Genomic DNA, 26,364 nt, shown 5'->3' on the forward strand with positions numbered 1-26,364 from the left:
TTCGATATCAAATGCAATCATACGATAGCATTTGATATCGTTGTGTAGCGCATCGTATCGAATCGACGCAAATGCTACGCGATCGCAGGCTTTGATACACTAATGTAGTGCAGCATCATCGCGAAGTTCGCGACGTGAACCTCCTGCCCAGGAGCCTTGTCGGCGCAGATCGCATGCGCGATCAGGTCACCGACGATCGAGGCGCGCAGGGAAGGGTCGTCCCATCCCGTGCGCCCCTCCGCAGCCTTTCTCGCCATGGCCGCCTTCATGGCCATCGCGAACTCATCGACCGCCGCGTTGATCCGCGCGATCTCGCGCTCGACAGCCGCAAGATCGATTGGCTGTCCGTCTGGTGCTTTCCGCATAACCACTTCCTCCAAGGCCAATAAGACTCGCCAGCGCGAGCGAGGTCCGGTCGAAACCCCCGCTGCATATCGCCAAGCATAGAAAAGTGCGCCCGCGCGGTCAACTCATGATTACGTATAACGTCATTCCTATGATTCTCGCTTGCTCTTATCTGACATAACGGCTATTATGTCACTCAGCAGCAGAGAAGCAGTCTCGATCATCGCATTTCCGTGAAACACCCACCTTATTTCGCGGGGAATGCTTTGCTGCGCAAGGGATGCAGCGGGTATGCAGTTTTGCCGTGAAACATCCCGAAAATTGCGTATCGTTATAGCGATACGCGTTTTTCGAGGGAAATCCTCGCTTTTTGGGGCTTCGAAGCCCCTTCGAACTGGAGAGCAGCATGGCAAACCACATTTCCCTCAAGGCCATGGCCGAGGACAAGAGCATTGACGGCGTGGCGAAGGTCACCCACTTCAAGGTTGACCCGCGCATCATCAAGATCGAGCAAGGCTTCAACGTCCGTTCGAAGCTCCTTGGGCAGATGACCCCTGCCCGTCGCCAGTACATCGACGGCCTCAAGGCCGCGAAGCTGGCTGGAGCGGTATTCCCGCCGCTGGATGTTCGGGTCGAAGAAGGCGAAGTGCTCCTTATCGACGGCGAGAACCGGCTGTTGATGGATCTGGAACTCATTGACGAAGGGCATGACATCCAGTTTGTGGAATGCCGTCACTTTCGCGGGAACGATGCCGAGCGGACGGCCCATATGGTCGCGACCGGCCAGCAGGGCCTGCCGCTGACGCCGCTGGAAGCGGGCCACGGCTTTCGCCGCCTCGCGAATTGGGGTTGGCCGATTCAGCGCATCGCCGCGCACGCGCGCCGCTCCGACACGCACGTCGAGCAATGCATCATGCTCGCGGAGTCGGATACCGCGCTCCAGGAAATGCTCGTGAGGGATGAGGTGTCGGCCGACGTGGTAATTCCGCTGTTGCGCAAGCATGGCAGCAAAAAGACGCTCGACATCCTGATCGATCGACTCCAGCACGAGCGCGCCAACGGTGGCAAGAAGGTCACGGCCAAGTCGCTGTACGGTCCGGCAATCCCGCGTCCGATCGTGAGCAAGGTGGTTTCCTCGCTCGATACCTTCTACACTCGGCTGTCGGAAGGCGACCGCGAAAACCTGCAAACGCTCCTGAACGGGAACGAAGCCGAACTGGAAGGCAAGACCGTCACACTGTCGGCCGTTAGCCTGAAGGCAATTTTCGACGCCCACCAGGAGGTCCAACAGGTGTACGCGAAAGCCGAGAAGCGCGCGGAAAACAAACGGGCGCGAGCAGCCAGCGCAGCAGCGGCCGAAGGGAACGCCGAGGACGGCGACCCCGATGCCGACGCCGACGCCGACGCCGAGTTCAGCGTGGACGACGTGGTGACGCAACACATGACCCAGGCCGCAGCGTGACGATAACCGCCCTCACGACTACTCCCAACCAGGCGTTCGCGCTCGCGCTCAACGCCACGCTTCCACCCTCGCTCGACGGCAGTTCGGGCGAGAACCGGGGCGCGGGTAGGCAGCAGATCGCCGCCAATACCGATTGGGAGGCCATTCGCCTCTGGCTAGGCCAGTTCACAGACCAGCAGAAGACCTACGACGCCTATGAGAAGGAAGTCGTGCGCTTCTACGTGTGGATACTGGCGAGTCGTGGCAAGCCATTGTCGTCCGTCGTCTACGAGGATTGGGAGGCGTATCTTGCGTTCCTTGCTGATCCTCAGCCGCGATCCGTGTGGGTCGGGACAAAGCGCGGCCGGCGTGACAAGGACGGCGGAGTGTCGAAAGACTACCGACCGTTCGCCGGACCTCTGCGGCCATCGAGCATCCGCTACGCGCAAGGCATCATCTGGTCGTTGTTCGAGTGGTTGCGCAGTGTGGGCTACCTGGCCGGAAATCCGATTATCCGAAACCGCCGACGCCTGAAGAGGCCCGAGCGTTCGCAATCGCGCTTTCTGACCGAAGACCAGTGGCATGCGGTGCTTGCCGCGATCGAGGAGCTACCCCGTGAAACCGTCTTTCAGCGGCAACACTACGCCCGCTGGCGATGGATGGCGACGCTGTTCTATATGACGGGCATCCGAACCGCAGAAGCAATCAACGGCACGATGGGAAGCTTCTCCGCCATTCAGGACCGCGAGGACGCCCGCAAACGCTATTTCCTGACCGTGATCGGCAAGGGAGACAAGGAACGCTCCATTCCGATCCCCGACCCTTTCCTGCCCGAGATCTCCCGCTACCGCGAGGCTTTTGGCCTTTCGTCGTGGCCCGCGCCAAGTGAAACGACTCCACTCGTGTTCTCGCTTCGGACCAAAACCGCATTCCGGCCGCTGACGCGGCAGTCGGTTTGGGTTTTGTTTAAGGAACTCTTCAAGCACGCCGAGTCGGTGCTCCGCCGAAACGATCCTGAGAGCGCTTCGCGCCTTCAGGCGGCTTCGACGCACTGGATGCGCCACACGGCCGCAACGGACATGCTGAACGCCGGAGCGGATCTGCGCACCGTCCAGGCTGTCCTTGGTCACGAGAGCATCTCCACGACCTCCATCTACTCGCACACCGAAGACCTGAAGCTGCACCGCGACCTCAACGACAAGCACCGTATCCAATGGTCCGATACGGGCAAACAGTCGAGCTAAAAACCGTTATTGCGTGGTGGGCAATTCTCACGCATCATATATACGATACGGAATTTAACCGGGGGTAACATGGGTAGCATCAACAAGCAGATCCTTCTTGGTCGCCTCACTGCCGATGCGGAGGGGCGCAGCATCCCGAACGGCGGCGGCACGCTTGCCAACCTCAAAATCGTGACGCAGGAGCGCTATCAGGACAAGGTTAGCGGCGAGTGGAAAGAGTTTTCCGACTATCACCGCGTTGCGGTCTTCGGCCAACTGGCCGAAGAGGCTCGCGACCTGAAGGAAGGCACGGAGGTGTACGTCGAGGGGCGCACCCGTACTCGCAAGTACCAGCAAAACGGGCAGGACCGCTACATGACGGAAGTCGTTGCCAATGTCCTTTTCGCGACGGGCGCAGAGTCCGGGCGTGAACGCGGCGCGGCGCGGCCCGCGCCGGCCGCCTCCCGGCCCGATGCGACGGCTGGCAGCGTTGCGCCCGCATCGGGCGGTCCCGAAGACGACGCGCCGTTCTGACGCCGATGGCAGCCATGCGAGCAAGGAGTGGTCGAACGCCCGTGGCGTTCTTCCACATCGTCAGCAATAGCGGCGTTGATATGGATTGGGTGGGCTTTTGCGAAGCCATCGGCGAGGCAATGATCCCTGCCCTCCTTCATCCTGACGGCGCAGACGGCGCGGAGAAGCGCTCCCTTTCCGATCCCCCGGAAGTGATCGGTGTGTACAACGGTGAAGCATTCGTGCCGCACTCGTGGATCAGAAAAGTGCTCAAGGAAAAGCGCGATCTGTTCGTTATTGACGCAATGAAGATTGCCGCCGAGAACGGCATCAAGAAGTCCAAGGGCGAAATGCCCGATGGATCAGACCAACCGGATAGCCCGGCGCAAGCAGCGCCGGAAGCCCAACCACAGCACGGAGAAGAAGATGAAACGAATCCTGACCACCACGGCGATGATGCTCCTCGCAGCAGCTTTGCTCAACGGCTGCGCCGTTGGGGCTTCTCCCGCCGTCACTAACGACGCAGCAGTATCCACCATACAGGCGGGGCGCACCACGAAACAGGACGTGCTCGCCAAGTTCGGCCAGCCGAGCGACCAGACGAGCGACGACAAGGGCAACGCTTCGTGGCATTACCAGCGCGTCGAGAACTCGGCACTCGGGTTCCTGCCTGGCCTGAACCTGCTCGGCCACTCAGAGAAGAACACCGAGCTGACAATCCGCTTCAATTCGCGTGGTGTCGTGACCGGCTACGACTATAACCACCGCAACCTGTGACGCTGTGGGAACCTCGGATAGCGGGAAAGAAACATGGATCACGACGCAGAGATCGATCGCGGCCTAGAACTGCTGGCACTGTGCCAGGTGCTTCAGTCTGAGAAGGACGGTGTAGACCGGCCCGCACCGTTCGCGATCGACAAGTCCAAGACGCTCGACCAGTTCGCGAAGGACATCAACGCAGCAAGTACGAGTATGGCCGCGCTGCGCAAGCTGATCCCGCAGATGCTTCGACTGGCCGAGCTTGGCCGGAAGCTTGAGGCTGACGGGAAACTTGAAGTCGGGTACGGCGACGATTATTCGAGCGCTGCGCTGGATTTCGTGCTTCGGGAACACGGCGTCAATTGACCACGGAAAGCCATCAATGCAATTTGGAGCGCGCCACGGCTGCGATGCGCGGCGCGTCAGACTAGGAACTGATATGACGACGATTCTCGCACGAGCTAAACGCGCCTCACTGGCGAGCAACCGGCGCTCCACAGCGATGGCGCGGCTTCGTATGGCTCTTTCGATGGACACGGGCGAACTGCCGGGCATCGAGACGCTCTCTTCGCAGGCTCGGCGCTATCGACCGAATGTCGTGAAGGTGACGCAGGATTTGAGCGTACTGCAAGCTCACTACTCGAACAAATAACGCGGAGAGCAAAGATGCTTAAAGGCGTGTGGTGCCGAGTCTTCGGTCATGCGAAACCGATCACCTACAAAGTGCGCCAAGGCGGCTTTTACATCGGCCCGGAGGGTCAAGGTCTGACCGATAGCATTCAGTGGGAATGCCCTCGCTGCGGTGGACATGCACACGCTATCTCGTTGCGTACATCTCGGCCGCACCGTGTACCTGCGGCTCACCGTATCGAATCGAGCAAATAGGAAACCGGGGGAATCATGCCTCAACAACAAGGCAGCAAGATCAAGAGCGTCGGGACAATGACCGTTGCGGTGTGCTCGATCACTTGCCCGAATTGCGAAGCAGAGCAGGAGGGTTGGTTGGTAGATCCGCGTGGCCGTGAACACGAGTGCGATGAATGCGGCCAGAAGTATCTCGTGCCGGACAACGTGGACATCAAAGTGTCCTGAGCGCAAGAAACCTGACTTGGCGCACTCGCGCCCCGCATCGGCCGGTAGCCGCTTTAGGATAAGCAATGAAGAAGATGATTCTCGCGATCGCTGCACTGGCAACCTCGGGCTTCGCGTTCGCGCAATCGCCCTCCGCCGCGTCCGCACCGGACGCAGGACAACAAATCACGCAGGCCCAACTAGCCATGCTGCATCAGGACTTGCAGCAGGTCGCGGGTGAACTGTCGGCTCATCAGCCCTCGCAAGACCCGTTCTCGTTCTGCTACTTCAAGAACGAGGCATATTCACTCGGCTCGGTTCGCGACGGGCTCGTCTGCGAAGAAGCTGGCCTCCATATGACCACCGCTGATGGTTCATTGGACCGCAAACGTAGCGATCCGCTGCGCTGGATTCCGGTCAGCCCCAAGGTGCATCGTGGCAATGGCTAACAAAGCGGCGATGGACAAGCACCTGATACTGCTCGATGACGCCGAGTTCTACATCGAGCGCAACTGTAACGGTGACGCGGCCACAGCAAACGGTTTTCTGCTTCGCCGTTGCCCGATTTCTCTCTCGACACCAGGCGGTTATGAGTGCGTCGGTGGATACGAGCGCTGCGCATCCGGCGAATGGCGCGCGTCGATCAACGCGCCGTATGACGAAGCGTCGGACAGCGACTGCCGGGAACTCGGGCGCTTTGCCACCAACTTCGACGCCATCACGATCCTGTGGAAAGCGCGTCGCGATGCTTACTGCCAGCACTAGGAAGTAGGCAAACACACTTTGCGCACCTCGCGCTCCGCAACGGCCGGTAGCCGGGTAAGACTGAGGGGCCACGCAATGTCCTATGTAATCGATGCCGGCAACGCAGATGCCGTGAGTCTCGGAGACCGGTGGACGCCTAAGCTGAACGGCGAGATCTTTTGCTCCCCGGCATGCGGCTCCAGATGCAAAAAAGCTGACTTCAACCGCGCGACTGATCAAGCCATGGCAATCGCAAATCGGCTTGGAAGCGGATGGCGGCCTCACGTGTGGGAGAACCTCGGCTGGCACTTTGAGGTGAAGAAGGGTGCGGCTACCGTTTGCCTCGCAAGGGACGGCCGATACGAAGCGCAGATCCGCTTCACCTTCGATGACGTTCATGAAAGTTGCATCTCCGAATCGAGAAGCGATCCACGTGAAGCCGTTGAAGCGGTTGTGTGCGAGCTTAGCCGTAGAGTCGCCGCGCTGAAGCGCGCCCTCATATCCGTATCGCTCGCGCCTGCTGAAATCGAACATGTCGGGTAATCAATACTTACGTGTGGAATACGAGACCTTTTAATGATGGCTATCACTGCCCCTGGTAAGCCTGTTTCTGCGCAAAGTGATGAGCAGCGCCTGTTGTTGATTGACGGGCTTAATATCGTCCGTCGCGTCTACGAGGCCAATCCGCAGCCCGATTCTCGAGAGAAGGTTGAAGGGACCGTCAAGTCCTCGCTCGGTTCGTTTAAGCGGGCTTTGAACGAGATAGCACCTACGCACGTGCTGGTCGCATTCGATTACGGCGGCCAGACGTGGCGTCACCGGCTTTACCCGGCGTACCGAGCCAACCGAAAGCCGATGCCTCAGTTGCTCCGGGACGCGCTTCCTGACTTGTACGAGCAACTGGCCGAACGCTTCGGTGTGGCAGTCGCATCGATTCCAGACGTTGAGGCCGACGACGTGATTGCAACGTGCTTTTCGCGATGGGCGTGCGCCAAAACAGGCCCTGCGGTTGTCATGTCCACGGACAAGGACCTCGCCTGGTTGATGACACAGGGCGCGCTGATTCGAGACCACTTCACGCCCGAATGGCGCGACGCTGAGTGGGCTGAGCGCAAGTTTGGGATTCCCCCAGCCCTGATCCTCGATTTCCTCGCCCTGATGGGCGACGATGTCGATGGCGTTCCTGGACTGGATGGCGTCGGCAAGGTGACAGCAGCCAAATGGCTGCTTGCGTACCAAAGCCTCGACGGCGTGCTAGAAAGCGCGGGCACGATCAAAGGAAAGGTCGGTGAGCGCTTGCGCGAGAAAACGGAAACGGTACGTCTTTCTCGACAACTCGTCTCGCTCAAGACTGACGTACAGTGCGGCCTGACGTGGAATGCATTGCGCCTTGGTGCGGGCAAAAACCATGCGGCACCGCAACTGGCACAAACAGCGTAAGAGCAGGTTGCTAGGAAAGTGGAATGGACGCCACTCACCCACTACAAGGACGTAAATACGGAGCCGGAGAATCAGCATGAGCAACATGGCAACCGAAGCGGCAATCAGCCTTCATGGAGTGTTCTCCGGCAACCCGTTTGCCGAATATCCGCAACTGCGAGAGATATTCGACCCGGAGCGCAGCGCGCATGTCGAAGCAGACACGCTGGCCGACATCGCGCTCGGTGTACATGATCCGCACCGAAACCAGATCTACGTGGCGCGGAGCGACGCGGGAGAGGTTGTCGGAATCACAGGCTTTTTCCAGCCTGCGGCCGAACCAACGACCGAGCGCGACACCATTGCTCTGCGATGGCATGGCGTTCTTCCGGCTTATCGCGGTCGAGGGTATTCGGAGGCCATGTTCGAGGCCGTGCAGCGTATGGCGATGTACTACATGCCTGAAGCCAAATGGTTTGTCGAACTGGTTCCGATGTCCGATCCGCAAAAGGCATCGCGGATTGTCCGGCATTTCCGTAAGTTGGGGTTCTGGCTCGACGGTGAGCCGAAGGATGCAACAACCTATCCAGCCGGCACTGCGCTGCCGGTCGATTCAGGCCTGTGGCAGACGATGCGCCGCGATGTTGGCTCAATCGTGCAGGCTCATCGATACGAGATCACGCGGCTCGGTATGGCCGCGATCGATCACAACGGTAATGAAATCTAGGCGCTACCGGTGCCCCGCACCGGTCGTCAGCCTCCATAGCAAGGATTGAATTATGAGCAAAACGACAGCGTTCTCTGCTACCTGGCTTCTCATCGTGGTAGCCGGTCTCTTAGCCTTCTTGGGACAGAATGTTGCTTCACTGGCGGGTTGGCATCTGACTGCAATCAGTGTCGCAATTGCTTTTATCGCTTTGGGCGTTTTTGCCTGTGAACTTCGCGCGGCACGCGGCTAGCGACACGACGGAAAACGAACTATGGGCACGCTCGAATGTGCGGCACTCGTGCCGCTAACCGAACAGGAACTGGCGGATGCGCGCGGGGTCATCGCGTTCGATGGAGTGTGCATTGCCCACATCCAACGCCAATTGCACATTGGATGGAATCGAGCGGCGGACCTGGCGGAGGCGATCGTGGGACGCGACGCCCTGCCAGAGGTAGCAAAGCACCGCAATTCGCGCCGCGTCGAGGCATAGGCTGGATGCGCAACACAGCGCGCCAACGACTGACCGAACTGACATAAGGAGTAAGCCAATGCTCTCATCGTTGAGGCGCTTTGTTGCCCTCGCGTCATCCGCCGGTTGCCTATTTGCGGCTTACATGCTTTCCAGAACCACTTCGCAGACTCCTAGCGCGTTGCGGCTGACCCTGCCGGGAGGTGCGTCGCTACAGCTTGAATCAGCGAGTTATAGCCTGTTTTATGCGCTCGCTGCTCTTTTGTTTCTTGCGATCGCACTTGTAGGAAGCGGTAGGCAAAAGGATGGGCGTTCCGATCGACGCGGTAACGTGCGATTCAGACGGTTGGCGATAGTATCGGCGAGTACGTTCGTGCTCACTCCGATGTTACTTATCGTGGGCACCATGAACGTCCCTGGTTCTTTCGTCTTTTCTGTTTGGGGCGTGGTCGTTGGCCTTGCAAGCCTTCCGGCAACGTTGACCGTTTTGATCAAATGGATCGATGGACAAACGAGTATTGACGACGACAAATCGATCGTCGCCGTCGTGGCTGATCAAATGCGAAATGTCCGCCAAAGTGGCGAGCGCGGCCCTGCGGAAAAAGTCGAAGGGCAATGATGCGATTATTTTGGTAACGGCGAACGCGGCGCTGCGTGCCCGAGTGCATCGTCGGGCACGATCTTGCCGTGCTCGTATCGATAGCTCACGGTCTGCTCGTGACCGACCACATACGTTGTTGTCGCGGCAAGTTGGCGATCGTGCAGGAGCAATTCGCCCGCTACATCCTGCAACGCGTGGTGCTCAGTGACCCGAACCACCAGGCCGGTGTAATCCTTCCCATGCGCCGCCTCGGCGACCCGAACGGGCCTTCCGTCCGATAGGGCGGCCGAGAGCAGCTTGCGCGACGCCAGCCGCCGCATGTAGGGATCGGTCAGCTTCTCGGCCACCCACGGCAGCACCGCATCTTCGACCGGAAATTCCACCTCTTCATCAGCCTTCGTGGCAACGATCCGCAAGTTGCCTGGCTCTTCTGAGTTGTCGAGCACCGTCGCCTGATCTGCGTGCTCGAACGCGGCCGGCAGCAGGTCCATAGTCGCAGCATAGCGACGGCGAATCGCGTCCGGCTCGACGGAGTGGCCACCGTCCGCAACCCGGCCGGCGACACGGCGCACGTTGATTTCAGGGTCTTCCGTCGTGACGAAGAACAGGGAGACGCGGTAACCGAGCGCCTTCGCCTGCGTCATCAGTGCGACCTTCTCGGGCGTCGACATGACGGTTTCAAAGGCGAAGTCGCGGCCGTCGTGGAGCGCTTGTAGACGACGCTCCTCCGCGATCTGCGCGGCCTTCAGGTTGCGCTCGCGGTAATCAGGAATCTGGTCTTGGAGACTGCGGGCGATGTCGTCGGCGTTGATGTACTCTCCCGAAAACTGATCGGGGTCACCGACGACTGCCTCTGTGATGGTGGATTTCCCAGAGCCGTTCGGCCCGGCGAAGATGATGACTGCGGGAATGCCTTTTTCTTCTTCGTTCGTGATGGTCATGCGACTTTGAGGGTTTTACGCTTCGCGCTGGACGCGCCGACGCTCACCTTGACGACATCGCCGGACACCTCCGTTGCCGCCTCTTTCGGCTCACGCACGACGTAGGCTGGTTCGATGCCCTTTGCTTCAAGGTTACGGACGGCCTTCTTCACCGCCGCATTGGCGCGTGCCAGAAACACGTCGCTGGTCATATAACGGCCGAGTTTGTCAGCAGGCATGATCCACTCCATTGGACACCTTCTGGTTGACATTATACTCCTCGGCATGGTATCGCGCGCAACATCTACCGTCTCTCGGTTGGTGGGCCGCCGCGCAGACGAGCCGCCGCCCCGGTCACGCCAACGCCAAATGGTGTCATCTCACGACAGCCGCATGCGCGGCTTTTGAGCGTCCAGAAGTACGGCCCTGTCCGCGACCTCGCCGGTATCGTTGTCGATCGTCCACGGCGAACGGTCCATCACGTGAACGATCCGCTCGTGGAGATCGATCGTATCCGGCAGGTCTTCGCCCTTCGCGAAGGACAACTCCAGGGATTGCCGACGCTCGTCCAACGCGCGGTAGTCGTCTCGCGTCACGTCTTCAACGCCGATATCGCGCCAACCTTTGGGCAACTCGTCGCCGCTTGCAAGCACGGCATGCAATATGTCGATCTGCGCGTCCGTATCGAACGAAGGATCGGTTCCCTCTTGCCACTTGAAGGGATAGTTGATCACGACCCGTCCACCTGACAACAGCAGCCCCTTGGCGGAACACTCGACCGGATAGCACGCGTGCGACGCCACAACAGTCACCGGGATCGGCGATCCGCCCGTGTCGCGCTCCAGCCGGTCCCAGCGGAGCGAGAAAAGGGCGTTTTCCAGATCCGCACGATCCTCCGGCTTGAGAGCAGCATCAAGAAAAGCGCCCTGCGCCTTGAGAAGGCCAGTCCGCTCGCGTTGCAGATCCTGAATGTGCTGCTGATCCCAACTCACCCATCCGTTACGATGCGCGGCGAGGTCACCCTCGATTTGCTGGATGCGGGAAACCGACTCAGCCGGAAACTCCTTTGGCAAACTCAGCAGGTACTCGCACCACGCGATCTCCGCGTCGATCTCATCGACGGTCGCCGGGTAGTCGTCAGCACTCATTCGGGCGCTGTTGCGCGCGTGGAGTTTCGACAGATCTAAATCACTGGCGCTCGCCGCGTTCAGGTCTAGTGTCGCCGGCTCGATACATACAAGGAAGCTGCCAGCGTCATCGTCGTAACCGCCGACCTGAACGCCCATCGCCTTCAACGCATCCCCGCCGTCCCGACTTGCGGCGACACGGCCGAAAATCAGGCTACCCTTTTTCACGAGAAGGAGTTCGGCCAGCGCGCGCACCTTCTGCGGGTTCTCGCCTGCAAGCGTGATTAGCTGCATGGCCTGTGACTGGCGCGGCTGGTCGGGCGTGCCTGCATCGAGGCCGACCAGCGAGGCCGGCACTGAGTCGAGCGGACGTTCGCTCGTCCATTGACCACGCTTTTCCGCAGGCAGCCGATCGAGCGATAAAAACTCGACGCCCTCCCGCTCGTCGCGGTACTCCCACGCCTTTGCGCTGGCAATCTGCGAGGCGATCGCCGCCTGAAGATCTGCCTCAACAATCCAGCGAATCATGTATTCCTTACCGCGCTCGGCGCATCTGAGCTTCACGGAATTGCCGTCGCGCTCGACTGGCTCGCCGAAACAATTCACAGTGCCTCCGTTGTACCCGTCGGGTAAGGTGATCACGATGTTCGTTGCCATATTCTCTCCTTGCGGTACCCGTTATTTGTTGCGCATCCTCATCGCTGGCTTGTTCTCCAACGATTCGGCATCCTTTACGTCTTCGTCTGCCTGTTGATCCACCACCTTCCATCCGTCCACAAGCGTCTTGCGCCAACCAGAGGCGAACACATCCTGCCCGTACTCGGCCTCCAGCTTGTTCTCGACGTACTTGTGCTTGGGATAGAACTGCGCCATGTAGCGCCGTGCGACGGCATCGAACACCCGCTGCTCGTCCGTCGTCAGGCCGCTGGCGAGTTCGCCGGTAGGAATGATTGCGTGGTGCGCCGAGACCTTGGAATCGTTCCAGCACGAATATTTGAAGCCCGGATTCGTCCCGCTCGCGAGCTTCATGTACTGCCCCGAGATGCCCTTCAGCACGTCGGGCGCTTCTTCATGCATGGACTGAGGGAGGTACTGGCAATCGGTGCCCACGTAGCTCACCATCTTGCGGGTCTGATAGAGCGACTGCGTGGCTTTGGACGTTTCCTTGGCCGACATACCGTGTCGGGCCGACATTTCCGATTGCAGCTTCGCCAGGTTGAACGGCAACGGCGGCTCCTGTTCGCGCTCGATCGCCGTGTAGTGCGTGACGACGCCCTCCAATCCTGCCTTGATGCGCGCGACAATGGCCTCTGCAACGCGTCGATCGACAATCCGGCCTTCGCTGTCGATGCCAGCCTGATCCGCGCCCTCCAGCCGCCCTGTCCATTCGAGCACGCGGCCGTCCGGCAACTCGATCTCGGGCACGTAGTAGGTGACCGCCTTGAAATTGCGGATCTCCAGTTCGCGGATGACGACGAGACCGAGCGTCGGCGTCTGGACCCGACCGACCGATAGAGCCTCCTCGAGGCGCACGCCGATCGCCGCGCGCACGCCGCGCGAACCGTTCATGCCGATGAGCCAGTCCGCCTCGGAGCGCGCCTCGCCTGCATAGCGCCGGTTCACGAACTGAGGCTCGCCGTTCTTACGGCGATTTTGCGGAGCAAAGGCGGTGCGAAGCGATGCCTCATTGTTTGCTGTGATCAGCACGCGTTCGACGGGCTTTGCGCTGCCGTCCGGGTTGATCCCGGCATACGCAATCACCTCGTCGGCGATCAACTGCCCTTCGCGGTCGATATCGCCCGCGTTGACGATGATGTCGGCCTCTTTGAGCAGCTTCACGACCGTTCGAAGCTGGTCCGCCTTCTCCTTGTCAGCGAAGTGCCGAAACTTCGGCGGCAGTATCGGCAGTTGGTCGAATCCACGCGCAGCCTTCTGTGCATCGCCCATATAGTCCTCGGGCGAACCAAGATCGAGCAGGTGCCCAATATTGTTCGTGACGTAATCGCCGTTCTTCAGAAGGTACGCGCCGCTCAGACGCTTCTCAATGCCGAGGAATTCGGCAACGTGTTTGGCAACGTCCGGCTTTTCCGTGAGATAAGTACGCTTTGGCATGGCCTATCTCACACGAGGCTTCACGCGACGGGGCGCTGCGCAGCCATCGTCGGTCGCGACTTGTTGCGCTCGTTGCTCAGCGGAGGCGATCGCCGCATCGTGAGCGGCCCAAGCGGCAGCAAGTCGCTCTTTTCCCCGCTGTAGCGCGGCGAGAATGTCATCCTCTCGAACAGCCCCAGCCTCGGGCCCGGCGCTATCTTCCTCCGGGGAATCTTGCATCAATTGAGTCCGATTTTCGAGAGAGATCTCGTCGTAGTTCACTCGCAATTCCTCGCGAATTAGCTGGCGATGCGCTTCGTCCCATTCGCGGGAATTGACATCGCAAACCTTGCGATCCACGAACGCATCCGGGTTTTCTTCGTAAACAACATCGTCGCGAACATATAGAGAGCCGGCATTCAGCCCGTGCTCGCGCGCGTACCGGTTGAGGATGTAGACCTGGCGCTCGGTCTCACGCCAGAATGGCGAGTTGACTTCACAGATCGGCCGGAAGAACGGCGATGCGCCGTTCGACCACGGCCGCTGAGCGGCGTGCTCGCGCGCGGAACGGGTGGTGTTCAGCACCACCTTGTCGCCACGCAAGTCCAGATCGAGCACGTTGACGCGATGTGCGAGTGCGATCCGTCTAAGCATCTCGACGGTGCCCGGTGGCTCGCGCATCTCGGTGTACGTCGCGTGTCGCCAAGTCTGACTAAAGTCGTCCCAGTTAACATCAGTCGGCGACGTCGCGGAGTTGAAAGCGGCGAAGAGCTTTTGATCAACGACTTTAGGTAGTCGGCCGAAGTGATCCGGCGCACTGTTCAGGAAATCACCCGCCATCGCAACCGCATGAAACATTTGCTGGTAGTGATGCCGCGAAAGCCGTTCTGGACCTCCGTTCACGTCGGCTCTCATCGCCGTTTCTAGCGGCTTACGTAGGTATTCACGCACCTCGGGAGGCGTCTCGGGATGTTCCACCGCATACGCCACGCCGTTGGTCATCGCTCGCATGTCGTTTTCAACGGTGTTCGTGAGCAATACGGCGGTGGTACGATTCTTTGCCCACGTGTAGCGACCTTCTTCATCCACGGGCGCGGGTTCGGCCGCGACAACCGCCTGCGTATCCTCGCGTCGCATTTGTTCGCTGCGCTTGTGAAGCGACGCCCGGATCTTTTGAAAGCCACGTGCAAGTGTGACTGAAGCCGCGCTTAGGAGGGGGCCGACGCTCATCATTGTCATGCCGGCCGCCTCTGTATTTGCCCCCTCCCAAGGCAACTTGCCCTCGACACCACGAAGCATAAAGTCCGTGATTGGCACCCTTGCAAGCGAGAGGGCATCCTTGTACGTATCGTATGCAGCTATCCCGCCATGTTTCAGCAAATCAAGCCCATGCTGAGCTTCGAGTGCATAGCCAACGAAAGCGGTGGCAGCACCGAGAACCGCAGGTACGCTGACAGCCATCTTGAGATCGACCTTCGACAGCTTTTCGGCGAAGCGCGCGAAAATGCCTTCTGCTTTTTTCTGGAATTCGCTCATGGGCTGACCTCAGTTGATGACGGGATATTCGTGCTCGACCAGTTCGCAGAACTCGTCGGCCAGGCTCAACATGCCCACCGTCTCGGGGTTCGCCGAGTCGATCCGGCCAGCCACGTAGTCCGTCAGGAAGGCCGCATAGACCATCGCATGCGACTTGACGATGCTTCCGTCGTCAATGCGCCCGGCGCAGGCGTCCAGGCGTGGAATCAAACGCTTGGCGCGTTCTTTCTGAGCGATTGCTGCAAGTGACATTTCCAAGCCCCTTAATTTGTGTATCGTTGCTACGATACGTATTTTTAAGGATACACCAAAACCTCCGTCTCACGGGCGATAGCGCGCCCTCGGCGGCTCCGCAGCTTCAACGCTGGCCGGACCGTGCTCCGAAAGAAAGCGCGCCTTCGCGGAGCGGACCGCCGGCGAATCACCTTGACTGATGACAGGAGCGGCCCCGTCATCCTTCGCGCCAATATCCATCGCATCAATCCAGCGCAGCACCTTGAGGTGCGTAATTGCGGTCTGTGCTGCCCCGTTGTATTCGCCGTGCTCCTTGACCTTGAACGTCGCCTCCAGCGACCGACCGACGCCATCCTTGACTTCGAATGGGCAGGCCGAGGTTTTCCACTTGATCCGATTGCCATCGTTATCGCGAAACAACACGAGATCCGATGATCCGTAGATCGTATCGATCGGAACCACCCGCTCCACGACGAGCGAACCGGTCACCTTCTGGCCTGGCTGGCCGATGTGCTCGCTTCGCTTGCGGCTCTCATCCTTCGCTGCATGCGCGCGCTGATACAGCGGCACCGTCGCGGCCGCGAAGGCTAGATGATTGCTCTTGAGCGATATTGCATCCTGTCCCAACAGCAGCTTTACATTGCGATCGAACGTCGATTCTTCTTCTTTGCCTTCGATCCACGCACGGACTGCGTTCGCCGTCTCAACGTGTCGCTCGTGTTGCGCAAGGTATTTCTCGCGAAGCTCTGCGTTTTTCATAAGCAGATCAGGCAAGGAGAGAGCGTCGCTGTACGTCGGAGACAAGTCCGTTTCCCGCGCTTTCGATGCGGACACGAAGCCAAAGTTTGCAGCCAGGAAGCTCACATCGGCGAGATACTGGTCCGTTCTGACCGCGTTGACGCGGCCCGAGCGCCCGAACTCGGCGAATTCGTCCTCGGCGAGCCTGATGACGCTCCACATCTGAGCCATAAAGAGAGCGGCAGCGGGATCAATGCCGGTGAAGTCCTCCAGGCAGTTGCTTCCCACCTCTTTGTAGTCGCCGCTCTCGTCATCACGCAGGAGGTATCCGTCCTTCCTGCGGCGATTGGTGTTGCAGTGCTCACACTCGATCGGACAATCGGCGCGCGCGGTGAGCGCCGCCACGTCGGATGCGCCTCGGGAGACAGCGAAAACAAGATTCCCACCTTCGACGGCTTCGATCTTGACGACCACGCGCCAATGCCCAAGCTTGATCTCCGGGTATTCGATCTGCAAGCGCTTGATAAGCACAGGATGCTCAACGTCCTGCACTCGTGAAACCGGAACGAGGTAGGTCAGCAGCTTGTCCGAATCGCGGCCGACGGTTTCACTTTTTCGCTCATAGAGCGCGTCGGTAGCACTGACGATCTTGATGGGCGACAGACCGAACTTCGCAGCTTTCTTGTTGAGCGATTCCAGCCGCTTCTCAAATGCCGCCATCTGCCCCGGCTCGACCAGTACGGCGGAGGCATTCAGATCGCTCGCTTGTAGTTCGCTCATTCTCGTTGCTCCAGGCGCATGAGTCGGACCGTTTCAGCAAACCGCTCGAAGAACATCTCGTCGGCTTCGTCCCGAAAAAGTATCTCGTCAGATCCCGATTGCAGCACGGCGATGCCACTTGTCACGGTGGATTCACCTTCCAACGTCTCATACACGCCGAATTCAACCTGCGCGCCGTCCCGGTCCAGTCTCGCGGTGGCCGTTGCGCCGGGGGTCACCATGGACCACGTAACACGCGGCGGAATATCAGTCCCTGCCAGGCCGATTTCGGCCATAAATTCAGATACGAACATATCGACACTCCCTACATGCGCGGACGCGCTGATGACGCCTTGGGTGCGTTGCCTTCCTCGAGGCGAGCCATGGTCTGCCGGAAGAACGACCCTCCCTCGAAAGTCGTCTCCGCATGCCCGTAATAACGGATGTCGGCAGCAATGACATTCCAGTCGCTTTGCAACGCGGCCTGAATGCGATGGTTGCCTTCGTAGATGCAGACCTCTTCACCGACATCGATGTTGATCGTCACCGGCTCGGCCATGCCGTTTTGCGCGAGATCCGCCTTGAACTTCTCCCACTCAGCGATGCCGTAATTGCCAAACCTCTGCTTGCCCGACTCGTCCATGGTAAATCCGCGACGCTCGCCCCGCACCCCACGCATCTGCGCGAGCGCGGACACGGGGATTATGACGGTCTCCTTGCGCGTCAAATGACGTTTGTTGCCGAATTCGCCCTCGTAGGTGGCCTCGGAAAGCATCGCCGGAGCCTCGTGACCGTGAATTCCGATGCCGGGTTCCGGCTTGCGGGCGGCCTCGGCAAGCTTGTCGAACTCCGAATCCTTCACTCGCGTGAGCCATTCCGGCCCGAATTCGTTGCGCAACCGTTGCAGCTCACCGGGAAATGCGGCCCGCAGCCAGCCGGAGAGCAGCTTATGCTTCCATGGCCGACCATTTTCGGAACGAAACTTCACGAGCGCCCCAAGGAGATCGGGAGACAATTGCGTCAGCGACGGTTTGTCGTTTTCCTGCGTCATGGTTGACAACTCCGATTTGTCTGTATCCGTATCATGATACGTACTGAAATGCACGACTTCAATCTACTCATGCAGCGAAGCGCGGTGGCATTCCCGGCCTCTTTTTATGGTCGTCCGGTTCGTCCTCGATCATGTCGCTTTCGTCCCCATCGTCTCCAGCAAATTCCGGCAGCAGTCGCTTGGCGGATTGGGCGTCGATGTAGAACGCTTGCCCGCAGCGGTTCATCAGAACGTCCATGATGGCGTCCATCTTGTGGAAGTCCACCGACACGCTCATCGTGGTCCGGTTGCCCGCAAAATCCCCCGTGATCTTCGTGAGATCCTTGTTGCCAAACACGACACCGCCCACGGCCTTCGTGCCGCTGGTCGAGATCGTCAGCGATGCCGGCCGGCTGCGATCGAAGATGACCTGGCATTGCTTGTCATTCAGCGACGGCGACGCGATGAGCTTCACGCTGAATCCTTCCGTGTACGCTTTTTCCAGCACAGTCGAGGCGAGATTGCGCGGCAGCGCGACAGGCATGTTCAGCACGTCCTCCTGGGTAACCCTCGCATACAGCACAACGGCCCTATGCCGCGCACCCGTTTCATCGGTGAAGATTGCCGCGTTGCCAAGACGGTGCTCCGCGACGAACTGCGAGGCAGCAAACATGTTGCCGGTCAGCACGTTCCGCGAGAAACGGATCGTGCCTGGCTTCGCCGCGTCATAGGCTTTCAGCGGATTGGAGTAGTCGTTTCCGAGGAGATGATCGGTCGAGAACAACGGGTCACCGATAAGCTGATTCAGAGTGAACTCCTGCCACTTGTCGCTGCCCGGCACAATCACGCGGACGCTGTACTGCCCAAGGAGGTGCGCTTGAGTGCGCTTTTCGGGCGGGAACAGCGAGACGATCATCCCCTTCTCGGCCTGCTCTTCCATGCCTGTAAAGTTGATGATGCAGCCGGGCACGACGGTGGGCAACGCACGACGAATCCATTGGTGCCTGACGGATGAACTCTTTACCGGGTTTGCTTCCGCTGATGCGATCGCCTCATCAACCGACTTGAACTGCGGGAGCGACTTCAACGCCTGCTGCTGGACTTTTTCAAAGCACCGATCCACATCTTGCAGGATGCCTTCGCAGTTGACCCGCCATTTGTCGTGTTGCCCGATCGCGTAGCGATGTTCGACCAGCTTGAACCGGTTATCCTGCTCCGTCAGGAACTGGCGACCGCGCTCGATCATACGCAGCATGTCTTCGGAGGAGTACGGAATAACTTCTTCCTCCCACTCGACACGCGAGATGTAGACCGGCAGATCGAACACCGACCCATTTCGTTTGCCCGCGCGAAAGACCTTCTGGTCCACGATCTTGCCGCGCCAGTCCCACACGGATGTCTGAAACGGGTTGATACCCTTCGATTCCATCTCCTTCACGGTTTCATTGAAAACGCGCGACAGGTCGGCGTATGCCTCCTTCTGCTTGGCGACAGGCAGCAACGCAATGCGGCCGGTCAGCTTGTTCGCAAAATACGCCTCATCGTCGCTCGGCGTCTCCTGTTCGGGATTGATGTCGAGCAGCGCGGCAATGTCCGGGTTCTCTTCAAGATAGCGGCGGCAGATCTCATTGCCAACCGGATTGAGAATGTCGGGAACGTCCTTCATCTCAGCCTGGTTATTCCGGTTCGATTGCGTGTTCGCGGAGAGCTTGCGGAGCTTCGCATTCTGCATCGCAAGCACACGTTTCTCGAACGGAAGAGAGGTGACCACCGTCTTGATTCGTGGCGAGTTGACCTGTCCACGGCGATTCACGCGGCCAAAGAACTGGATTCGCTCGGCGACGTTGTTGGCGATCTGCGCCTCGATCATTTCGCGCTGCCTGCGATCGGCAAACTTGGCGCTCGAATGCAGCGACAAACCAGTCGATCCTGCACGTGTAAGAGTCGCAGAGTCAGTGCGACCGCTGTTGAAATCGGACAGCGTTTGCAGGCGCTGATCGGGCCGGATGCTGACGATAATCTTGTTCGGATCGTCAGGAGAGGGCCGCGTCTGGAACGAGCGCCCGGAGATCTCGCCGCTCGAATACCCGGCGTCATTGAGCTTCTGGCGCAGCGTGTCGAGCGGCGATACCGGAATATCGGGAAGCTGAGCAATCTTCGCTGCGATATCGCTGATAGCCTCGTCAATCGCCTCCGCTTCCTCCTTGTTTTTTGCCTGGGCGGTCACGTGTTCATAGCGACCGTTGCCGTAGTCGTCGCGCACGTAGATGTATTCGAGCTTGCGCGCGACGCGTTGCATAACGTCGCGGAACGTCATGGCGTCAACCGTGCGTCCGTCCAGGGATGCCGTGATGTTCTTGGCTCCTTCTTCGCTCAGTTCACCTTCCTCGGAGTCGATCTTCTGGCTTTCTGCAAGCGACTCCTTCAGTAGGGACTCGAAGGTCTGCTCAAGAACGATGACCGGCTTCCGCTTTTCCTTCAGCGCATCGATTGCCTCGTCGGCCACTTTTTCGACTTTAAGCGCGAGCGCAAACTGGCGAAGGATGTTGTACAACCGGGAGCCGAAGCCCTGATAGGACACGCCCATGCGATTGCCTGCACGCGCCGATTCCGGCATGTCTTCGAGCTTCTTCTTGATCTCCTTGTCCATACGGCGCATTACCCGGCTCACATCGCCGGAGAAATACGACATGGACCGTAGCGCGGCACTGAGTGCGTCCGCCCACTGCTCGTCGCGCTCGTTCGTTTCTTCGGTGACGACGGTAGAAAATTCGAGCTTCGAAAGATCATGCTCGCGCCGGATGAACACGCCCTCTTCGGCCAGCATCGCCGATAGGATCTCCTGAAGCGGTTCGCCACCGGCTTGCAGTGTGTCTGCAAGTGATTCGATGGCAACGCTCGATGGAAACACCTTTGCATAGGCGCGCATGTTCTTCGCGTTCTTCGCAAACGTGGCACTCGAATACATGCACGATCCCGCATGCTCGACGGCGAGACCGATGTTATCCGAAGTGTTCGACTCGCCTGCGGCAACGTGAGACTCATCCAGCAGCAACATCGCGCCCTTCGCCGCTGCGGGAAGCCATGCCGCCTTCTTGCTTGCGGTGCGCTCGCGGTTGAACTGCGAGTAAGTCGAGAACATGAGGTTGTAACCCGAGTCCTGCAACGAGATATCGTTGTCCATCAGTTGCTTGATGACGGCCGCCTTGGTCGCAGGGATCTCGATCTTGTTGGTGTCCATGTTGCGCACCGGCTCGCCGTCGTTGAGGATCAACGGCCGGAACAGCGTGTGCGAGTCGATGTCCTTCAAATCCCTCCAGAAGTCCGAGAACAGGTTCGCTTTCTCGGTGTTGAAAACCACCGGCCGATTATTGAGAACGGCATAGCGCGCCAATGCGGCAAGCACACGCCCCTTCCCCTGGCCGGTCTGATCCCCATTGATAAACCCTCGCCCTTCCTCCGCACGCTTGATAGCAAGCGCGATCGCATCGACCTGCTCGGCAGAAAAGGCGAGTTCCATTTCCTCGACGGTTAGTTGCAGCTTCTCGGCGACGTAGCTGTCAACGTCCATGCCGATTTCCTCGACCAGCTTCGCCAGCGCGCGGCGCACCGGCTCTTCGAGGTTGCGAGGGATCATCGCGCTCGGCTCGTTGAGCTTCGACGCGGGGATGTACGGGGCCTGGTAATCGTTGATGACGGCCTCATGCTCATCACCAGCAACGGCGTGGGCCTGCTCTGCGGTCGGCGCGGCGTCTTGCGTTCCGGCCGCTACGATCGCGTCCTGGCGCTCGCTCGACGGCACAGCCGCGAATTCTTCGCGCGTTGCTGCGCTCAGCGCGGAGTCGGCCAACTCGTCCGAGTCATACGTGCCACTCACGTGTTGGCCACCAAAGACGCGCTCAACAGCAAAGCGGGGATCGCTGCCCTCCTGACGATAGGCGCGCAACGACGCGTAAGAGTCCGTTTGAGGCGTGCCGCGCTGCCATTCGGTGCCATCACTCCCGTCTGTCGTCACGGGACTCAGGTTGTGCTCCTGGGCGAGATCCTGCGCCAGTGAAATGAAGAGTGGGATGCGCTTAATCCCATCTTTCCGTCGAGGCGACGATTCCTGCTCTGCCTTGACGGAAGGCCCTTGCCGCAGACGATGCGTAAGCGCTTCTGTGTGCCTCCAGAGGGCATCCCATGTGCTGATGACCGGCAGGCGCTCGCCAAGCCTGTACTGCTTGGAGTGCAGCGCTGCTGCGGCTTCCTCGGCCGATCTGCGCCTCCCAACCGTCACCATCCGAACCGGATACTCTGCCCCTTGCTTGCGATAGAGCGCGCCGTCAAGTTCGATCGCGTCTTCGATTTCGTAGTGGTCTGCGAGCCACGCGAAGAAGCTCTTGCTGCCGCCTGCGATCTTGCCTTGCTCGATCAGGCTTTCCCGATCGGCCGCGATGATGAAAACGCCACGGCCAACGTCCTTGCGCTGGCGAAGCGCTTTGAGGACGATCAGGTGATCGACGCGGTTGCAACGCAGGTTTTCAAATGCCACTGGCGTCGAAAGGCCACCGAACGGCGGATTGGCTGCAACGAACGTGAAGTCGGAATCGAGCGTACCCGCGATATCGAGCACGTCGCCTGTTACGAGACGAATGTCACTCCGCAGCGCGCCGACCTGTGCGGATCTCGCCGGGTCGATTTCGACGCCCGTAATCTCCGTGCCGCGCGGAAGCGCCGTGACAAGGCTTCCATTTCCAATGGTGGGTTCGAACAGCTTTGCCCCCGCTGTATCGCCGAGGATGTGCTGAACAGATATCGACATCGGGAGCGGCGTCGAATACTGCTGGTTCTCGACCGACGTGGAAGTCCGGTAAGCGAACGTCGGTTGATGCTCTGCGAGCGCGACGGCGAGCTTGAATGCTTCTGCGTCTGCCTTCTGATGACGGGCAAACAGGCAGCGATGCATCGCCGCTTCAACGGCTTCCTGCACGGTCCTAAGCCGCGTGTCGGATATTTCGAGCGAGCGAGCTTCGCCATAGACCAAGCCACCGAAGTGCCTCAGATCGCCGGAATCCATGTTTTTGCCAGCCAGCATCTCGTCAACGAACGCGTCGGCACAAAGCGCCAACGCCTGCGGCGACGTTGCGCGAAGGTACGATGCGGCAAGGGCCGCCGACGCAGCGTCATCGCCCTCCATAGCGCCCGCCTGCAAGTCGCGCTCGCGGGACACGGTTCCATCAACGAACGTCACGTAACGGGTGCCGTCGTCATCGCGGCGCACGACATGCCCCAACGCATTGCGCCCGATGACTGCACGGTCCTGCTGCCGCTGCTCGGAGGTGTCGGCGGCCTGCCCCGTGACCCGAATCCAGACATCCGACAACGGCAGATCCCGGATGACGTTCGAAGGGAATATCTTTCGCAACGCGCCCGTCTGGATATCCGTGCCGCTGCGTATGAGCGTCTTTCCAGATCGTGAAGGCTCGAACCCGAGTGCCTGCACGGCAGTCCACTCAGCCGAAGCCGGGATCACGCCGGTCAGGACCAGGTTGACGGTCTTGTCGTTGAGTTGAAAGAGACGCAACTTGACGCCGTGCGCCGACAGGTCAAGCCATTTCATTGTTTCGGGCGCTGTCATCGCTTCTATCCTCGATCGTGGGGTCGCAGACTATAGTCACCACCACCAACGAAAAAGACCGCGCGAGGCGGTCTTCTTCGTGGTTGCAGGAAACTGCCGTGGCATTTGCTTACATGCGCATGCGCGGGGCGCTTGCTGCCATCGCTTCGGCCGGAATGGCGTTCTGCACCACGTCGTCGATTTCGAACGGCTCGTCATCGTCCGCATCGTCGGCGACGCTTGCCGGAACGACGGCTGCGTCGGTGTGCGCGATTTCCTTGTTCTCGGCGATCGCGGTCGGCTTGCCGTTAAAGAACGGCGTGGGCACGTCGCGCGGATGGAACAGCGACGGCTTGTTCGACAGCGGTTCGGCCGACGAGAAGATCTGGCCGCCCTCGACCGCGTGCAGCACCATGTACGACTGCGCGAAGCCGGTCTGGTCCTGTTCCGCCTTCTTGAAGCGGTACGCGCGGTTGACCTGTTCGAGGCCGGACGCGCTCTTTTCGAACGATGCCTTCGCTTGCGTGCCGAGACTCACCCGCTGGCCAGGAACGACTTCGATCGACAGGTCGGGGTCACCAACCAGTTGCGCCACCTGCTTGCCCGATTGCGAAGCCAGGAACGCTTCGACAGCCTCGGCCGGCGTTGCATGCTTGTACTCGTTGGTCTCCTTGTTCTTCTTGACCGGGAGCGCGAATTCGACCGCCTTGCTGACATCGCCGTCCGACAGCCGCACGAGCGCGATCGGACGACCCTGGATGCCACCGACACCCGCGAACGCGTCCTGCAACGCCGACTTCAGTTGATCAGCAGACGTGACCTGCTTGGAGGCCGATGGCATCAGCGCCGTGGCGTTCGCGTAGCCGATCTGACGGCCATCGCGCTCGACATAGCCGACCGGATCGATGCGCAGCAGCACATCGCTGACGACCTTGCAGTGATCCGCGTACTTCGCGGCCGACTGGAGCCAGCCAGCGTTGATAACGCCGGTATCCGACTCGGCGAAGGCACGCTGAACGATGATCGTGCCGCCTGGCTCGGTCTTGGCTTTCATGCCCTTGAGAACCGACTTGCGCATTTCATCGCTCGGGAGAGCACTCATCAGCGTCGAGATCTCGCCTTCCTTGGCGATGAAATCCTTCACTTCCGCGCGCGGTGCCTTGAGCGGCTTTTCGCTCTTATACGGGCGCAGAATTACGGTCACTTCCTCGCCGGTATCGAGACGGGTGCCGATGATCGCATCGCGATCCTTCGAGTCCTTCGTATAGCCCGCCACCTGGAGGGCGAAATTTTCGGTCGCCGGCAGATCGCCCTTCGAGCCGCCGATACGTTCCTGAATTGCACTCAGTTTCGACATTCCATACTCCTTCATTGGGAAGCCGGCGCAACGCCTGGCTCGGATAGGGACGCAATGCCCTTGGCGGCATCGCGCTCGATACGCAATAACTTACGTATCGTAGTAATGATACATACAATATCCGCCAACACAAGGGATGGTTCCAGATAACGCCCGATTGTTGTTCTATGGCGCAATATGTTGTCGTAAGCAACAATATCGCGTGGATTTCGCCATGCGCCAGAGTTCAAGTACCCCTGGCGTCCGGCGCATCAAACCCTCAAGAACGGGCTCCAAGTGACGAAAAGGCGTCCTGGTTCCTTAGAAAACCGTCGCCGTGTCTAGCCCGTTACAAAACTCGGACAATAGTCTGCTGATGACTATTGTCATCAAACCGAAAATTTCGGCCCAGATAGACGGGCCTGGAATTTGAAAAGTCAAGCCAACAATGCGTTCGCCATTACGCTGCGCAAGCTTCGAAATGATCGATGCATGTCGCAATATGCATTGGCGAGGGTGACTGATCTCGATCGCACGTACATCTCGCTCCTCGAACGCGGCCTGCGCTCGCCAAGCCTCGACACGATGCTTACGCTCGCCCGTGGATTGAACGTATCTCTAGTTGAGATGGCTGTTGCGGTCGAATCCACGCTGCTCGCCGGGCCGCCCAGCGCGTGACACGAATTGCCTCCGACACCAAACAAGTACCATCCTCTCTCACGGTCCAACAGGAATCCAACGAGCGCCCGTACGTCTATCAATCTTGATCGGGTCGATTGACCAGGTTGCGTCCACGGCCCGTATTTAGCACCACCGACGCCGTTTGCCTCAGTGCATTATCGAGACGGCCAAGCACCCGTCGCGTGGGCTGCTCCGGCCGGCCCATGAACGATGTCACGTGGAAGTACTCGGTTTCGTCCGCGGAGCGCGGCGAGAAAACATACGTCGACACGCAGCAGCGTGGCCGATCGACCTCCACTCGACTGACAGAGTGCCACGACGTCTTCGTGGTCTCCATCACCAACAGGCGGTTGAACTTTGCGACCACCGTGTGTTGCTTGGTGACCGCCGCGTCCCATAGCTCAAAGTTCCCACCATTCTCAAGCGTCCAGTCCGGCGAGACGTAGTAGAGAAAATTCATGCGGCGATAGAGCGCCCGCGACCCGTCATGGCTGTTATCGATATGAGGATTTAGGAAGTCCTCCTTGAACATCATCGACAGCCCAGCCGCATAAAGGCTCGGGTCGGGCACAAGCCCGGAAAGCTGCGCAATGTCCGCCACCGTGTCAATGACGGAGGGTTCTTGGAGAGCATACGTGATTGCACTCAGGATCGGCGCGCATGTTTGGAGGTTCGTCAAGGTCTTCTTCGACTCGCGGAACGACGTCCGATCAAAGAAGCCCTCCGCGTTGCGCGGAAAGGCATCATAGATGGATCGCGCTACGGGCTCGGGGAGCAAATCATCGACGTAAAAGTGCCGTGTATGCGTCCCTTCCGATTCCGGATGCGCCCATTGTTGAGCGATGTCGCGACGGCTTTGCTCGAGGCGAGCAATGATTAGTTCACCAATATACTTTTTATCCATTCGAGTCCACCGTTGAAAGTGCGCTGCGCGAGAGGTGCGCACCGAATTATTCCACAATCCCGAAACGCTTCATCGGCTATCCCCGAGGGCGGAGTCGATTCGACTGGCCCACAAC

The 26,364-nt window shown here is 59.5% G+C and carries 30 protein-coding genes; 17 read left to right on the forward strand and 13 right to left on the reverse strand.

Going from position 1 to position 26,364, the window contains the following annotated elements; genetic code table 11:
• Window positions 1–74: 74 nt before the first annotated feature.
• Complete coding sequence (locus AB4Y31_RS29520) at window positions 75–386, reverse strand: hypothetical protein (RefSeq protein ID WP_368677100.1); 312 nt, start codon at window positions 384–386, stop codon at window positions 75–77.
• A 365-nt stretch (window positions 387–751) separates the two neighbouring features.
• Here AB4Y31_RS29520 and AB4Y31_RS29525 point away from each other — a divergent pair, with 365 nt between their 5' ends.
• The 15 genes from AB4Y31_RS29525 (at window position 752) to AB4Y31_RS29595 (ending at window position 9,312) form a co-directional block, all read left to right on the forward strand.
• Window positions 752–1,807 carry a hypothetical protein gene (locus tag AB4Y31_RS29525; RefSeq protein WP_368677101.1) on the forward strand — a complete coding sequence of 352 codons (1,056 nt, stop codon included), beginning with the start codon at window positions 752–754 and terminating at the stop codon, window positions 1,805–1,807.
• Window positions 1,804–3,030, forward strand: a complete 1,227-nt coding sequence (locus AB4Y31_RS29530) for a tyrosine-type recombinase/integrase (protein WP_368677102.1) — start codon at window positions 1,804–1,806, stop codon at window positions 3,028–3,030. The genes AB4Y31_RS29525 and AB4Y31_RS29530 overlap by 4 nt, the downstream gene beginning before the upstream one ends.
• Window positions 3,031–3,099: 69 nt before the next feature.
• A complete protein-coding gene (locus tag AB4Y31_RS29535) occupies window positions 3,100–3,543 on the forward strand; it encodes a single-stranded DNA-binding protein (RefSeq protein ID WP_368677103.1) in 444 nt (147 codons plus the stop codon).
• Between the two features lie 41 nt (window positions 3,544–3,584).
• On the forward strand, window positions 3,585–4,040 hold the full coding sequence (locus AB4Y31_RS29540) for a hypothetical protein (protein WP_368677104.1): 456 nt from the start codon (window positions 3,585–3,587) through the stop codon (window positions 4,038–4,040).
• Between the two features lie 49 nt (window positions 4,041–4,089).
• Window positions 4,090–4,299 (forward strand): hypothetical protein, encoded by a 210-nt coding sequence (locus tag AB4Y31_RS29545; RefSeq protein ID WP_050451607.1) that lies wholly within the window; start codon window positions 4,090–4,092, stop codon window positions 4,297–4,299.
• Between the two features lie 33 nt (window positions 4,300–4,332).
• Window positions 4,333–4,647, forward strand: a complete 315-nt coding sequence (locus AB4Y31_RS29550; protein WP_368677105.1) for a hypothetical protein — start codon at window positions 4,333–4,335, stop codon at window positions 4,645–4,647.
• Window positions 4,648–4,798: 151 nt separating this feature from the next.
• Complete coding sequence (locus tag AB4Y31_RS29555; protein ID WP_368677106.1) at window positions 4,799–4,933, forward strand: hypothetical protein; 135 nt, start codon at window positions 4,799–4,801, stop codon at window positions 4,931–4,933.
• A gap of 248 nt (window positions 4,934–5,181) precedes the next feature.
• Window positions 5,182–5,373 carry a hypothetical protein gene (locus tag AB4Y31_RS29560; protein ID WP_368677107.1) on the forward strand — a complete coding sequence of 64 codons (192 nt, stop codon included), beginning with the start codon at window positions 5,182–5,184 and terminating at the stop codon, window positions 5,371–5,373.
• A gap of 65 nt (window positions 5,374–5,438) precedes the next feature.
• Window positions 5,439–5,801 carry a hypothetical protein gene (locus AB4Y31_RS29565; protein ID WP_368677108.1) on the forward strand — a complete coding sequence of 121 codons (363 nt, stop codon included), beginning with the start codon at window positions 5,439–5,441 and terminating at the stop codon, window positions 5,799–5,801.
• A complete protein-coding gene (locus AB4Y31_RS29570; protein WP_368677109.1) occupies window positions 5,794–6,117 on the forward strand; it encodes a hypothetical protein in 324 nt (107 codons plus the stop codon). The genes AB4Y31_RS29565 and AB4Y31_RS29570 overlap by 8 nt, the downstream gene beginning before the upstream one ends.
• 555 nt (window positions 6,118–6,672) lie before the next feature.
• Window positions 6,673–7,536, forward strand: coding sequence for a 5'-3' exonuclease H3TH domain-containing protein (locus tag AB4Y31_RS29575; protein WP_368677110.1), 864 nt, complete (start codon window positions 6,673–6,675; stop codon window positions 7,534–7,536).
• Window positions 7,537–7,612: 76 nt separating this feature from the next.
• A complete protein-coding gene (locus AB4Y31_RS29580) occupies window positions 7,613–8,242 on the forward strand; it encodes a GNAT family N-acetyltransferase (RefSeq protein ID WP_368677111.1) in 630 nt (209 codons plus the stop codon).
• Window positions 8,243–8,294: 52 nt separating this feature from the next.
• Window positions 8,295–8,474, forward strand: a complete 180-nt coding sequence (locus tag AB4Y31_RS29585) for a hypothetical protein (protein WP_368677112.1) — start codon at window positions 8,295–8,297, stop codon at window positions 8,472–8,474.
• 21 nt (window positions 8,475–8,495) lie between these two features.
• A complete protein-coding gene (locus AB4Y31_RS29590; RefSeq protein ID WP_368677113.1) occupies window positions 8,496–8,714 on the forward strand; it encodes a hypothetical protein in 219 nt (72 codons plus the stop codon).
• Between the two features lie 58 nt (window positions 8,715–8,772).
• Window positions 8,773–9,312 carry a hypothetical protein gene (locus tag AB4Y31_RS29595; RefSeq protein WP_368677114.1) on the forward strand — a complete coding sequence of 180 codons (540 nt, stop codon included), beginning with the start codon at window positions 8,773–8,775 and terminating at the stop codon, window positions 9,310–9,312.
• 5 nt (window positions 9,313–9,317) lie between these two features.
• On the opposite strand, the gene AB4Y31_RS29600 is transcribed toward AB4Y31_RS29595, so the two are convergent.
• From AB4Y31_RS29600 to AB4Y31_RS29645, 10 genes are all read right to left on the reverse strand, one after another.
• Window positions 9,318–10,235, reverse strand: a complete 918-nt coding sequence (locus AB4Y31_RS29600; RefSeq protein ID WP_368677115.1) for a zeta toxin family protein — start codon at window positions 10,233–10,235, stop codon at window positions 9,318–9,320.
• On the reverse strand, window positions 10,232–10,453 hold the full coding sequence (locus AB4Y31_RS29605; RefSeq protein ID WP_368677116.1) for a hypothetical protein: 222 nt from the start codon (window positions 10,451–10,453) through the stop codon (window positions 10,232–10,234). The genes AB4Y31_RS29600 and AB4Y31_RS29605 overlap by 4 nt, the downstream gene beginning before the upstream one ends.
• A 141-nt stretch (window positions 10,454–10,594) precedes the next feature.
• Entirely contained in the window at window positions 10,595–11,998 is a 1,404-nt protein-coding gene (locus AB4Y31_RS29610; RefSeq protein WP_368677117.1) for a hypothetical protein, read from the reverse strand.
• Window positions 11,999–12,019: 21 nt separating this feature from the next.
• On the reverse strand, window positions 12,020–13,453 hold the full coding sequence (locus tag AB4Y31_RS29615) for a DNA topoisomerase (protein WP_368677118.1): 1,434 nt from the start codon (window positions 13,451–13,453) through the stop codon (window positions 12,020–12,022).
• Window positions 13,454–13,456: 3 nt separating this feature from the next.
• Window positions 13,457–14,968 carry a hypothetical protein gene (locus AB4Y31_RS29620; RefSeq protein WP_368677119.1) on the reverse strand — a complete coding sequence of 504 codons (1,512 nt, stop codon included), beginning with the start codon at window positions 14,966–14,968 and terminating at the stop codon, window positions 13,457–13,459.
• A gap of 9 nt (window positions 14,969–14,977) precedes the next feature.
• Window positions 14,978–15,220 (reverse strand): hypothetical protein, encoded by a 243-nt coding sequence (locus tag AB4Y31_RS29625; protein WP_368677120.1) that lies wholly within the window; start codon window positions 15,218–15,220, stop codon window positions 14,978–14,980.
• Window positions 15,221–15,289: 69 nt separating this feature from the next.
• The gene (locus AB4Y31_RS29630) at window positions 15,290–16,345 is read right to left on the reverse strand and encodes a hypothetical protein (RefSeq protein WP_368677121.1); all 1,056 of its coding nucleotides are present in this window, start codon (window positions 16,343–16,345) and stop codon (window positions 15,290–15,292) included.
• 371 nt (window positions 16,346–16,716) lie between these two features.
• The gene (locus AB4Y31_RS29635; RefSeq protein WP_368677122.1) at window positions 16,717–17,013 is read right to left on the reverse strand and encodes a hypothetical protein; all 297 of its coding nucleotides are present in this window, start codon (window positions 17,011–17,013) and stop codon (window positions 16,717–16,719) included.
• Window positions 17,014–17,024: 11 nt separating this feature from the next.
• Window positions 17,025–17,750 (reverse strand): hypothetical protein, encoded by a 726-nt coding sequence (locus tag AB4Y31_RS29640; protein ID WP_368677123.1) that lies wholly within the window; start codon window positions 17,748–17,750, stop codon window positions 17,025–17,027.
• A 67-nt stretch (window positions 17,751–17,817) separates the two neighbouring features.
• A complete protein-coding gene (locus AB4Y31_RS29645; RefSeq protein ID WP_368677124.1) occupies window positions 17,818–22,263 on the reverse strand; it encodes a strawberry notch C-terminal domain-containing protein in 4,446 nt (1,481 codons plus the stop codon).
• Here AB4Y31_RS29645 and AB4Y31_RS29650 point away from each other — a divergent pair.
• The gene (locus AB4Y31_RS29650; RefSeq protein WP_368677125.1) at window positions 22,225–23,190 is read left to right on the forward strand and encodes a hypothetical protein; all 966 of its coding nucleotides are present in this window, start codon (window positions 22,225–22,227) and stop codon (window positions 23,188–23,190) included. The two genes, AB4Y31_RS29645 and AB4Y31_RS29650, sit on opposite strands and share 39 nt — an antisense overlap.
• Before the next feature lie 268 nt (window positions 23,191–23,458).
• Here the strand turns inward: AB4Y31_RS29650 and AB4Y31_RS29655 are convergent, their stop codons facing one another.
• Window positions 23,459–24,685, reverse strand: a complete 1,227-nt coding sequence (locus AB4Y31_RS29655; RefSeq protein ID WP_368677126.1) for a hypothetical protein — start codon at window positions 24,683–24,685, stop codon at window positions 23,459–23,461.
• 408 nt (window positions 24,686–25,093) lie between these two features.
• Between AB4Y31_RS29655 and AB4Y31_RS29660 the strand changes: the two genes are divergently transcribed.
• A complete protein-coding gene (locus AB4Y31_RS29660; protein ID WP_368677127.1) occupies window positions 25,094–25,342 on the forward strand; it encodes a helix-turn-helix domain-containing protein in 249 nt (82 codons plus the stop codon).
• Between the two features lie 79 nt (window positions 25,343–25,421).
• Here AB4Y31_RS29660 and AB4Y31_RS29665 read toward each other — a convergent pair whose 3' ends face one another.
• Entirely contained in the window at window positions 25,422–26,249 is an 828-nt protein-coding gene (locus AB4Y31_RS29665) for a 2OG-Fe(II) oxygenase (RefSeq protein WP_368677128.1), read from the reverse strand.
• Between the last annotated feature and the right edge of the window lie 115 nt (window positions 26,250–26,364).

The organism is Trinickia sp. EG282A, from assembly GCF_040965455.1.
GTDB classification, from domain to species: domain Bacteria; phylum Pseudomonadota; class Gammaproteobacteria; order Burkholderiales; family Burkholderiaceae; genus Trinickia; species Trinickia symbiotica.